The organism is Rhodococcus sp. T2V (genome assembly GCF_029269925.1).
GTDB classification, from domain to species: domain Bacteria; phylum Actinomycetota; class Actinomycetes; order Mycobacteriales; family Mycobacteriaceae; genus Rhodococcus_F; species Rhodococcus_F koreensis.
This window is the reverse complement of sequence record NZ_JARJBD010000010.1, coordinates 138,538-151,416: the sequence shown is the minus strand read 5'-3', so window position 1 is coordinate 151,416 and position 12,879 is coordinate 138,538. Positions and strand designations below refer to the sequence as shown.

Here is a 12,879-nt window from a genome sequence, read left to right as displayed (position 1 = left end):
ATGAACACACAGGTCGATGTCGCCCGGGCCTATCTGGACGCGTTGCTCAGCCACGACGGCAACTCGGTGCCCATCGAACCCCGGGCCGTGCGGTACGAGATGGGGCTGAAGACGGCATTCTCCGGAAATCACCTGCGCCGAAGCCTGTCCGGCGGCCCCCAGTACCGGGTGATCCGGTCGATCCGCGACTGCGTGTGGACGGTCGACGGCGACGACGTCACCGTCGACTACCTCCTGGACGCCGGACTCCTCGGCCGCACCCTCGCGACGGTCCGGGTGATCGAGACGTTCCGGATCCCGCCACACGACCTGCGCATCCACCGCATCGACGCGAAGATCCGGCGACCCTGAGCGGTTGTCGCGCTGGGACTTCCGGTAGGTGAGTGGCAAAGTGTGCTCGCGCACGCTTTGCCACTCACGTACCCGTCAGGCGAGCGTTTCGTGCGCTGCGGGAACGGAACCCAGGCGACCGGCCTGGAAGTCCTCGAACGCCTGCAGCACCTCGGCCTTGGTGTTCATGACGAACGGTCCGGCCATCGCGACGGGCTCGCGGATCGGCTTGCCGCCGAGGACGAACACCTCGAACGACTCGGTCCGCGAATCCTGCGTGTCGGCCGCGGCGATCGTCAGGGTGTCACCGCGTCCGAAGACGGCCGTCTGACCCATGCGGATCGGGCGGCGCTCCGCACCGACGAGTCCGTCGCCCGCGAGGACGTAGGCGAGCGCGTTGAACTCGGGGTTCCACGGCAGCGTCAAGCTCGCACCCGGCGCGACCGTCGCGTGCACGAGGCTGATCGGCGTGTAGGTGGAACCGGGACCGTGGTGACCGTCCACGTCACCGGCGATGACGCGAACGAGAGCGCCGCCGTCGGACGAGGACAGCAGGGCCACCTTCGCGCCGGTGATGTCCTGGTAGCGGGGTGCGGCCATCTTGTTGTCGCGCGGCAGGTTCACCCACAGTTGGACGCCGTGGAACAGGCCACCGCTCGTCACCAGATGCTCGGGCGGGGTCTCGATGTGCAGGATGCCGCCGCCCGCGGTCATCCACTGGGTGTCGCCGCCACCGATGGTGCCGCCGCCGCCGTTGGAATCCTGGTGCTCCATGATGCCGTCGATCATGTAGGTGACGGTCTCGAAGCCGCGGTGCGGATGCCACGGGGTGCCTTTGGGTTCACCGGGTGCGTAGTCGACCTCGCCCATCTGGTCCATGTGGATGAACGGGTCGAGGGCCGGCAGGTCGATGCCGGCGAACGCGCGGCGCACCGGGAACCCTTCGCCCTCGTACCCGACCGGTGCGGTGGTGAGCGAGCGGACCGGGCGGTCGACGGCGCCGGGAGCAGGTGCGTCGATACGCGGCAGGGCAAGGATGTTGTCGACCGTCACGGCTGGCATGGGGTGTCTCCTCGTACTCAGGTAATTGATTGTTCAACTACTTCATGGTGTGTAACACCCGCTGCGTCCAGGTATTCCCACAGGGCGGCTCCGCCGCCTGTGAGTGGTTTGCGAGTGCGGAGACTCGTTAACCACGCACAGGCGCGGAGCGCCTACTAGTTGAGGACGTTCTCGTGGTCCGGGCAGTACCGCGTGATCGCGCCGATGATGTACGGGTAGACGCCGTCGTTGGTGAGCATCGGCGTCCACTCCTCACGCACCTGGTCGAGCGGCTTGCCCGCGTCGAGGGCGGTGCAGATCTCGCCGGCCTGATGGACCGCCAGGTCGTCGTCGGTGACGGTCTGGTTGTTCGCGCGCAGGTAGGCCAGGTAGTCGGCGGCCGTCTGCGGGTCGTCGGCGACCGCGAACACTCGGCTGCCGGGCGCGGTGGCGGCGGTCGTCCGCGCTGCCACGGACACCGAGGCGGACGTGGTCTCGGATGCTGCGGTGTCGGTGTCGCCACCACCGCAGGCGGTGAGGAGTGCCGCGGAGCAGACGGTGAGGGCGGTCAGAGCAAGGGTGCGGCGCATGGGGCGTGTGATTCCTTTCGAGGCCTGTGACGGCGACGATCGTATCGCCTGCGGGGCCGGTGTTCCCGGCGGCGATCACCCACGCTGTTCCCGGTCAGAGACCGCGATCGATCAGGTCCAGGATCTCCTCGCTTGTGGCGGCATGAATCTTGTCGACCGCGGCGGCATGCGCGTCGTCGGACGTTCCGACCTCGGCGAGGAGGCTTCCGAGGCGTTGCGCGATGGCCGACCGCGCCTCGGCGTCGTCGCCGAGTTCGGCGATGGTGGCGCGAAGCCGGTCGACGTCGGCGAGCGCCACCGACATCGGATCCGGAACGAGTTCCGAGCGCAGGAACTCGGCGACGGCCCGCGGGCTCGGGTGGTCGAACACCATGGTCGGCGGCAACCGCAGTCCCGTGGCGGCGCCGAGATGGTTGCGGAGCGCGACGGCCGCGAGTGAATCGAAGCCGAGTTCCTTGAACGCCTGGTCGGGGTCCACGGAGTCCGACGCGTCGTAGCCGAGCACGGTGGCGGCCCCGCCCCGCACCAGGTCGAGCATCAGGTGCCGCTGCTCGGGAATCGACAGGTCGGCGAGTCGCTGCGACCAGTCCGACGGCCCCGACCCGTTCGGCCCGGTCACGACGGAGTCCGATCCGGCGGCGTGCGGGCGCGACTCCCGGATCAGGCCCCGCAGCGGTGGGGGAACGTACGGTGCGGCCGAACCGGAGTGGTCGAATCGCGCGGCCGCGACGGTGGGGGCACCGGCGGCCAGCGCGCTGTCGAACAGCGCCAGGCCGTCGGCTGCGGGCATCGGCACCATCCCGCTGAGACGGGCGCGGGCGAGGTCGATGGCACCGAGGTTGTCGGTCATGGCGCTGGGTGTCGCCCACATGCCCCACGCGATCGAGAGTCCGGGCAGCCCGAGGGCGTGCCGGTGATGGGCGAGGGCGTCGAGGAACATGTTCGCGGCCGCGTAGTTCGCCTGCCCGGGAGCGCCGAGGACGCCGGCGAGCGAGGAGAACACGACGAACGCCCGCAGGTCGCTGTCCGCGGTCAGCCGGTGCAGGTGCCAGGCCGCGTCGACCTTCGGCCGCAGGACCGTGTCGAGTCGCTCGGGGGTCAGCGACGCCAGGGTGCCGTCGTCGATCACGCCTGCCGCGTGGATCACCGCCGTCAGTGGATGCTCGGACGGTATCCCCGCCAGCAACCCGGCGACCGCCGACTCGTCCGCGGTGTCGCAGGCGACGATGCTCACCTCGGCGCCCAGATCGCTCAGTTCGCGGTGCAACCGGTCGCTGCCCTCGGCGCCGGGCCCGCGCCTGCTGGTCAGCACCAGGTGCCGTACCCCGTGCTCGGTCACCAGGTGGTGGGCGACCAGAGATCCGACCGTGCCGGTGCCGCCGGTGACCAGCACCGTGCCGCCGGGATCGAACGGCGTCGGTTCGTCGACGGCGGGCATGCGCCGCAACCGCGGTGCGCACAGGGTGCCGTTCCGGGCCGCCACCTGCGGTTCCCCGCTCGCCAGTGCCGACGTGATCGCGGCCTCGGCGTCCGACGCGTCGTCGAGGTCGATCAGCACGAACCGGTCCGGGTTCTCGTTCTGCGCGGAGCCCACCAGGCCCCACACCGCCGCGGCCGCGAGGTCGGAGCGAGCGTCGTGGTCCTGCCCGTCGTCGGTGACCATGGCATTGCGGGTCACGATCACGAGCGGGTTGTCGGCGAACGTCTCGTCGTCCTGCCACTCCTGCAGCAGTCGCAGCACCCGCGCGCACAGTTCGTGGGTCGCGTCCGGACCGTGGTCGTCGTCGGTCGCGCACCCCACCAGCACCGTCCACGGACGCCGGTCGTCCTCGTCCGGCCCGGACTCCATCGCCGTCCGCAACGCCTCCAGGTCGGGACACCCCGGGAACGTCGAACCGATGCCCGGGTCGCCGAACCCGTCGGCGCCGAGGACGACCACCGGTCCGCGAGGCTCGGACGGCGCGACCTCCACCCGAATCCAGGCGGTCCGGTGCAGTCGCAGCGACGCCGGACGGCCCCCGTCGTCCGCCCGCTGCACCACGCGCAGCGCATCGACGGTCAGCACCGGTTCACCGGCGGGGTCGACGGCGGCGACGCGGTGCCTCCCGTCGTCGCCGGGCGTGAACCGGGCGGTCACCGCGTCGGCACCGACGGTGTGCAGACGGATTCCCGACCAGGTCGACGGCCAGCCGTCCCACCCGAGGAGGGGTTCGATCGCGGCCTGCAGCAGCACCGGGTGGATGCCGAACCCACTCGTGTCGACGCCGTCTCCGAGCCGCACTTCGGTCTCGGTGTCGCCCGGATCCTGTTGCGGCACTGAGGCGGACGAGCCGGCGACGTCGTCGATTGTCGCCGACGCGTTCCGAACCCAGCTGTCCGGGCTGTCGGTGTCACCCGACTTCGACGAGACGGTGACGCTGCGAGCCCCGGTGGTGCCCGGCGGCGACACGAGCACCCGGATCGAGGCCAGTCCCGACGTCGGGAGGACGAGCGGGTGGTGCAGGGTGAGTTCGTCGATGTGGTCGAGACCGACGTGGTGGGCCGCGTGCAGGGCGAGTTCGACCGGCACCGCGGGCAGCACCGTCTTCGCCTCGCCGTGATCGGGTGCCGGGGAGTCGCCGTCGTCGACCGACGGTGACACGAGCCAGGGATCCCGGTGCAGCGACAGCTGTCCCGTGAACAGGGTCGCGTCGTCGTCGAGGGTCACCGCGGCACCGAGCAGCGGATGATCGGACGGGGTCAGCCCCAGTTCGGTCGGATCGCCGGTGTTCCGGACGGCCGCCGTCGGCCAGTAGGAGCGGCGCTGGAATGCGTACGTGGGCAGGGCCACGCGACGGCGGCCGGGCAGCACCCGATCCCAGTCGACGGTTGCGCCCTGCACGTAGGCGGCGGCGACCGCCTCGATGATCCCGTGCGCCTCGTTCTCGCGCCCGGGCAGTGTGGCGATCGTGTTCGGGACGACCTCGGCGGCGAGTGCCGCCAGGGTCGCACCGGGACCGACCTCGACGAGGCGGGTGACGCCGAGTTCGTCGAGGGCACGAACGCCGTCGTGGAACCGCACCGTGTGCCGGATGTGCCGGGTCCAGTACTCCGGGGACACGAGTTCGTCGGCGGTGGCGACGCGTCCGGTGATGTTGGAGACGACCGGGATCTTCGGCGGCTGTGCCGTCAGCTTGGACAGCACGGCGGTGAACTGGTCGAGGATGGGATCCATCAGGGTCGAGTGGAAGGCCCGTTCGACCCGCAGGCTCGTGGTCTTCAGTCCGGCGGCGGACAGTTCGGCGGCGACGGCGTGCACGTCGCGTTCGCCGCCGGCGAGGACGACGGACTCGGCGCCGTTGACGGCCGCGAGATCGACGCGGCCGTCGATCCGCGGCAGGATGTCTTCCTCGCGTGCCCGGACGGCGATCATCAGACCCGGTTTGGTGGACTGCATCAACCGTCCCCGGTCGCCGACCAGGGCAGCCGCATCGGGCAGGCTGAACACGCCCGCGACGTGGGCCGCGGTGATCTCGCCTATCGAATGGCCGATCAGGTAGTCGGGGGTGATGCCCCACTCCCGCAGCAGCCGGTACAGCGCGACCTCGATGGCGAACAGGGCCGGCTGGGTGTATTCGGTGCTGTCGAGCTTCGCGCCGTCGTCCTCGTCCCAGATGACCTGCCGTACCGGGGTTTCCACATGCTCGTCGAGTACGGAGCAGACCTCGTCCAGTGCCGTCGCGAACACCGGGTAGGCGTCGTAGAGGCCGCGGCCCATGCCGATGCGCTGCGCGCCCTGGCCGGTGAACATGAACGCCGTCTTGCCGCGGGCGCTCGTCCCGGTGACGACGTTGCCGCCGGGACGCTCCGTGACGATGCGGGCGAGGCCGTCGCGCAGGTCGTCCAGCGTTTGCCCGATCACCGCGGCGCGATGCGTGAAACCGGATCGGGTGGTGGCCAGCGAGTAGGCGAGGTCGGCCGGGTCCGGGAGTTCGGTCTCGCTCGTGTCGAGGAATTCCGCCAACCGGGTGGCCTGCGCGCGCAGTGCGTCGCCGGTCTTCCCGGAGAGCACCCACACCAGTGGCGACGCCGACGGCGGCGAGGCCTCCGGCACCACGTCCTCGGGTGGCTGTTCGAGGATCATGTGCGAATTGGTGCCGCTGATCCCGAACGACGACACGGCCGCCCGCCGGGGCCGCCCGGTGTCCGGCCAGGCGACCGATTCGGCGAGCAGTGACACCTCGCCCGCGGTCCAGTCGACGTGCCGGGTGGGGACGTCGCCGTGCAGGCTCGGGGGCAGCACCCCGTGCCGCATCGCCATCACCATCTTGATCACGCCGGCGACGCCCGCCGCCGCCTGGGAATGGCCGATGTTCGACTTGACGGAACCGAGCCAGAGCGGCCGGCCCTCCCGGCCCTGCCCGTACGCGGCGAGCAGCGCCTGCGCCTCGATCGGGTCGCCGAGCGTCGTGCCGGTGCCGTGCGCCTCCACGGCGTCGATGTCGGTGGGGCCGAGCGCGGCGTCGGCCAGAGCCTGGCGGATGACGCGTTCCTGGGACGGCCCGTTCGGGGCGGTCAACCCGTTGGATGCGCCGTCCTGGTTGACCGCGGATCCGCGGACGATCGCCAGCACCCGGTGCCCGTTGCGCCGGGCGTCGCTGAGCCGTTCCAGCACCACCATTCCCGCGCCCTCGCTGAGCCCGGTGCCGTCGGCCCGGTCGGAGAACGGCTTGCAGCGTCCGTCCGAGGCGAGCCCGCGCTGGCGGCTGAACTCGACCAGCACACCGGGTGTGGCCATCACCGTCGCGCCGCCGGCCAGCGCCAGCGTGCATTCACCGTCGCGCAGCGCCCGCGCCGCGAGATGCATGGCCACCAGCGACGACGAGCACGCCGTGTCCACCGTGACCGCGGGACCGGTGAAGCCGAGCGTGTAGGAGATCCGGCCGGACGCGACGCTGTTGCTGGTCCCCGTCATCAGATAGCCCTCGGCGTCGACGTTGCGCTGCGCCATCAGGTGGAAGCCGTAGTCGCCGCCCATCAGCCCGACGAACACACCGGTGTCGGTGAGCCCGGGTGCGGTCGGCTTGATCCCGGCCTGTTCCAGGGCTTCCCAGGCGCTCTCGAGGAGCAACCGGTGCTGCGGATCCATCGCGATCGCCTCGCGCGGGCTGATGCCGAAGAATGCGGCGTCGAATTCGTCTGCGTCGTAGAGGAATCCACCCTCCTTCATGTACGTGGTGCCGGGCCGGTTCGGGTCGGGGTCGTACACCTCGTCGAGATTCCAGCCCCGGTTGTGGGGATACGCGCCCACCGCGTTGTGGCCGTCGCGGACGAGTCGCCACAGGTCCTCCGGGCTGTACACCTTGCCCGGGTAGCGGCACGCCATCCCGACGATCACGATCGGGTCGTCGTCCCGCCGGGCCCGCGTCGGGCCTGCCGGCTGCGGAGCCGCCTCGTCCCCGAGCAGTCGGGACACCAGTTCCTGGGTGAGCGCGTCCGCGGTGGGATGGTCGAACACCACCGTCGCGGCCAGACGCACACCGGTGGCGGTCGCCAGCTGATTGCGCAGTTGCACCGCGGTCAGCGAGTCGAAACCGAGTTGCTTGAAGGCACGTTCCGGATCGATCGCCTCCTTGCCTTCGTGACCCAGCACGGCCGCCACGTGGGTGGTGACGATGTCGAGCACCCGGCTGTGCCGCTCTCCGGGGTCCAGTGCCCGCAACTCCTCGGCCAGGCCGGTCGGGGAATCGGCGGCAGCGGCGCGGCGACGACGGACCCCGAGCACCCGGCGCAGGATCGGCGGCAGCGACTCGCCCTCGGAGCGGGAGGCGCGCGTCGACAGCCGGACCGGCACGATCAACGGACGATTCACGGCGAGTGCGTGATCGAACAGCGCCAGCCCCGCCTCCGGGCTGATGGTGTCGATGCCGTTGCGCTGCAACCTGTCCAGATCGGCCGCATTCAGATGGGACGTCATCCCGCTGGGCCGGTCCCACAGCCCCCAGGCCATGGACGTTGCGGGCAGCCCGCGGGCACGGCGGTGCTGTGCGAGTGCGTCGAGGAAGACGTTCGCCGCCGCATAGTTCGCCTGTCCCGCGCCGCCGAGCACGCCCGCCGCCGAGGAGAACAGCACGAACGCCGACAGGTCGCGGTCCCGTGTGAGGTCGTGCAGATGCCAGGCGCCGTCCACCTTGGGGCGGAGAACCGCGTGCAACTGCTCGGCGCTCAGCGTGGCGGCGGTGGCGTCCTCGAGCACGCCGGCCGCGTGGATCACGCCGGACAGGTCGGGAATGCCGGCGAGCAGCGCGGCCACCGCGTCGCGGTCGGCCACGTCGCACGAGACAGCGTCGACATTTGTTCCCGACGCGGCGAACTCGGCCCGCAGTTCGTCTGCGGCCTCGGCGTCGAGCGCGCGCCGGCCGATCAGCACCAGCCGCCGCACCCCGTGCTGTGCGACGAGGTGCCGGGCGATCAGCCTGCCGATGGTGCCGGTGCCGCCGGTGATCAGGACGGTGCCGTCCGGGCCGAACGTGGCGGGGCCCTCGTCGGGCGCGGCCGTCGCGGGGGTCACCGCGGCGAGCATCGGCGCCAGCAGTACCCCGTCCCGGACCGCGAGCTGAGGTTCGTTGCAGGCCAGGGCCATGGACAGCAGCGCGGGATCGGAGAGTTCACCGGCCACCGCGTCCAGGTCGACCAGGGTGATGCGGTCCGGGTGCTCGTTCTGCACCGCGCCGATCAGCCCCCACGCGGGCGCGGCGGACACGTCGTCGACCGGGTCGTCGTCCCGGACCGCCACCGCGAGCCGCGTCGTGACCAGCAGGCGGGTCTCGGCCAGGCGATCGTCGCCGAGCCAGGACCGGACCGCTCGCAGCGTCGACTCCGCGGCGGCGTGCGACCGGGCCGGCACGTCCGGTTCGTCGCCCGGTGCGCGGTCGAGCCACAGCACGCGACCGTCCGGATCAGCGCCCGCCAGCGCCTCGTCGAGCGGCAGCAGGTCCGCCGGAGACGTGCTGGACGCACCCACCGGCATCCACTCCACCCGGTACAGGCTGTCGCGGACCCGGGCGGCAGGCACACCCGCCTCGCCGAGCGGCCGCAGCGCCAGCGACTCGGCGGTCAGCACCGGTCTGCCCGCCGCGTCGTATGCGGAGACCCGGTACCGCTCGGGCCCGGTCGTTCTGACGTGCACGCGCAGGGCGGTGGCGCCCACGGCGTGCAGTTGCACCTTGTCCCAGGCGAACGGCAGCCGGATGCCGGTGTCCGCGGCTCCGAGCGCAATCAGGTGCAGCGCCGCGTCGAGTACCGCCGGATGGATCCCGTACCCCGCGACCGCGGCGGCCGGGTCCTCTCCGCTCAGCCGGACCTCGCCGTACAGGTCGTCGCCGCGGCGCCACGCCGACTTCAGGCCCCGGAAGGCCGGGCCGTACTCGTAGCCGGCGTCGTCGAGCACGTCGTACAGGCCCCGAACGTCGATCGGCGTGACCTCCGCGGGCGGCCACTGCTGTTCGAGGGAGTCGGCGGTGTCCGCGGCGACCGTGAGCGTGCCGGTGGCGTGCCGGGTCCACGGCGTGTCCGGCGCGGCATCCGCGGGCCGGGAGTGCACCGACACCGTGGATCGGCCCGCCTCGCCGTCGGCGAGCACGCTCACCTGCAATGCCACCTCGCCCTCGGCGGGAATCACCAGGGGTGCCTCGATGGCGAGTTCCTCGAGCCGGCCGCACCCGACGCGGTTCCCCGCGTGCAGGGCGAGTTCCACGAAAGCCGTGCCCGGCAGGATGACCGTGCCGTCGACGCCGTGGTCGCTCAGCCAGGGAAGGCGTTGCGGCGACAGCAGTCCCGTGAACACGGCGCCCCGGCCGTCGCCGAGTTCGACCGACGCGGCGAGCATCGGGTGCCCGCCCGACTCCATGCCCGTGGACGCGAAATCGCCCTGCGGAACCGGGCTCTCCAGCCAGTAGCGGCGATGCTGGAAGGCGTACGTGGGAAGGTCCACCCACCGCTGCCGGTCGTCGTGCCGGGCCCAGCTCACCCGGTCCCACTCGACGTGCAGTCCGTGGACCCGCGCCTCGGCGAGCGCGGCGGTGAACTGCCGGAGCCCCGCGCGGTCGCGGCGGATGGTGCCGATGGCGCGGCCGGCGACACCCGCCGCGTCGAGCGTTTCCTGCATCGCCACCGTGAGGACGGGGTGGCTGCACGACTCGACGAACAACCGGTACCCGTCCGCGGCCAGCGATCTCGTCGCCTGCTCGAACCGGACGGTCCGGCGCAGATTGCGGTACCAGTAGTCGGCGTCCAGCGCGGTGCCGTCCAGCACGCCACCGGTCACCGACGAGTAGAACGGAATCCGCGACCGGCGGGGGGTGATCGACGCGAGGACGTCGAGAATCGGCTCACGCAGCACGGACACGTCCGCGCAGTGGGAGGCGTATTCCACCGCGATCCGCCTGGCCTGGACGCCGTCGCCCTGCAATTGTGCGATCAGAAGGTCGAGGGCGTCGACGGGGCCGGATATCACTGTCGCGGACGGACCGTTGATCGCCGCGACCTCGACGGCGCCCGCCCAGGGCTGGATCTTCTCCCGCACGAGGTCCGCGGGCAGCGTCACCGACGCCATCCCGCCGCCCCGCCGGGCCGACGCGCCGATCACCCGGCTGCGGGCCGCCACGACGAGCGCCGCGTCGGACAGGCTCAGCGCCCCCGAGACGTACGCGGCCGCGATCTCGCCCTGCGAATGCCCGACGACCGCCGCCGGTTCGACGCCGTGGGAACGCCACAGCCCCGTGAGCCCGACCATCATCGCGAACAGCGCCGGTTGCACCACGTCGACCCGGTCGAGCGCGGCAGGATCGCGGTCGCGCAGCACGTCCAGCAGCGAGAAGTTCGTGTACGGGGCCAGTGCTTCGGCGCACTCCCGCACGGTGTCGGCGAACACCGGTGACGTGTCCAGCAGTTCGGTGGCCATGCCCACCCACTGCGATCCCTGGCCGGGGAAGACGAACACCGGCCGGTCGCCGGCCTCCAGCGCCACACCGGTGACCACGTCGGCGCTGGGCGCGCCGCGGCTGAGCGCGTCGAGACCGTTCAGCAGGGCGTGGGGCTGTGCGCCGATCACGGCGGCGCGATGGTCGAACGTGGCCCGGGAACCCAGCAGGGCGCCTGCCACCGCGGCCGGCGTCAGGTCGGGGTGGCCGGTGACGTACTCGCGGAGCCGCTCGGCCTGCGCGCGCAGTGCGGGCTCGGTGTGTCCCGACACGAACCAGGCGACGACTTCGTCAGGTGGACGGGGTGGTTCGCCAGGTGAAGGCTCGACCGGCGGCGCCTCTTCCAGCACGACGTGCGCGTTGGTGCCGCTGATGCCGAACGACGAGACCGCGGCCCGGCGGGGACGGTCGGATTCGGGCCACTCCCGGTTCTCGGTGAGCAGCGACACCGCACCGGCGGACCAGTCGACGTGCGGGGTCGGCCGGTCCACGTGCAGGGTCTTCGGCAGGACACCGTGCCGCATCGCCATGATCATCTTCATCACTCCGGCGACGCCCGCGGCCGCCTGGGTGTGCCCGAGGTTCGACTTCACCGAGCCGAGCCACAGCGGACGGTCGGCGGGGCGCTCGCGGCCGTAACCGGCCAGGAGGGCGGACGCCTCGATCGGGTCACCCAGTTTCGTGCCCGTGCCGTGCGCCTCGACCACGTCGACGTCGCCGGGCCCGAGCCCCGCATTCGCCAGCGCCTGCGCGATCACCCGCTCCTGCGCCTGCCGGTTCGGTGCGGTCAGTCCGTTGCTGGCGCCGTCCTGGTTCACCGCGCTGCCCCGGATGACGGCCAGGATCCGGCGACCCTTGCGCTCCGCGTCGGACAGTCGCTCCAGCGCGACCATCCCCGCGCCCTCACCCCACGCCGTGCCGTCCGCCGCGGCGGAGAACGCCTTGCACCGCCCGTCGCGGGCCAGCCCGCGCTGGCGGCTGAACTCCACGAACACCGCGGGGGTCGCCATGACGGTCGCCCCGCCCGCCAGCGCCAGTTCGCACTCACCGCTGCGCAGCGCCTGCATCGCGAGGTGGATGGACACCAACGACGACGAGCACGCGGTGTCGACCGTGATCGCGGGTCCGTTGAGGCCGAAGCTGTACGCCACCCGGCCGGACGCGACGCTCATCGCGTTGCCGGTGATGAAGTAACCCTCCAGATCTTCGGGCGGCATGCCGCCCGCCCGCGCCGCGTAATCGATGCCGGACAGCCCGGTGAAGACGCCGACCTGCCTGCCGTGCACCGACCGCGGGTCGATGCCGGCATGCTCGAACGTCTCCCAGCTCGTCTCGAGGAGAAGCCGCTGCTGCGGGTCCATCGCCAGCGCCTCGCGCGGCGAGATGCCGAAGACCTCGGGATCGAACCCGGCGGGGTCGTCGAGGAAACTGCCCTGCACCGTGTACGTCTTACCGGCCTGCTCGGCCTTCGGGTCGTAGAGATCCGCCAGGCCCCAGCCGCGGTCCTCGGGGAACCCGGCGACGGTGTCCGAACCCGACTCGACCAGCCGCCACAGGTCCCGCGGCGATCGCACACCGCCGGGGAACCGGCAGCCCATGCCGATGACGGCGATCGGTTCGCGGCTCACGCCCTCGACCTCACGGAGCTTCTCCCGCGCCTGATAGAGGTCCGCGGTGACGCGCTTCAGATAGTCGAGAAGCTTCGCCTGATCGGCCATACGAGGTCCTATCCGAGATCCGCCATACGTAGCGCGGAAACCTCGATTGTATCCGCCGTCACGATGCGGATGGAGCGGTCCGAGCTTCGCGCCGACGACCGATCCACCTGGTCAGCTCGGCACGCCCAGGGGATACCCACCGTCGCTCCGGTGTATGCCGATTCCGGCTGTTCGGCTTCCCGGCGACCACCGCTGTCGGTAGTGTTGCGACTCCGAGCAGGATCCGTATCGAGGAGGTGA

The 12,879-nt window shown here is 71.5% G+C and carries 4 protein-coding genes; 1 reads left to right on the top strand and 3 read right to left on the bottom strand.

What is annotated here, in order from left to right; translation table 11 throughout:
* Positions 1–351, top strand: coding sequence for a hypothetical protein (locus P3H15_RS11870; RefSeq protein WP_276137405.1), 351 nt, complete (start codon positions 1–3; stop codon positions 349–351).
* 75 nt (positions 352–426) lie between these two features.
* Here P3H15_RS11870 and P3H15_RS11865 read toward each other — a convergent pair whose 3' ends face one another.
* The 3 genes from P3H15_RS11865 to P3H15_RS11855 form a co-directional block, all read right to left on the bottom strand.
* A complete protein-coding gene (locus P3H15_RS11865; protein WP_276137404.1) occupies positions 427–1,392 on the bottom strand; it encodes a pirin family protein in 966 nt (321 codons plus the stop codon).
* Between the two features lie 155 nt (positions 1,393–1,547).
* Entirely contained in the window at positions 1,548–1,961 is a 414-nt protein-coding gene (locus P3H15_RS11860; protein WP_276137403.1) for a DUF732 domain-containing protein, read from the bottom strand.
* 94 nt (positions 1,962–2,055) lie between these two features.
* Complete coding sequence (locus tag P3H15_RS11855) at positions 2,056–12,639, bottom strand: type I polyketide synthase (RefSeq protein ID WP_276137402.1); 10,584 nt, start codon at positions 12,637–12,639, stop codon at positions 2,056–2,058.
* Positions 12,640–12,879 lie beyond the last annotated feature (240 nt).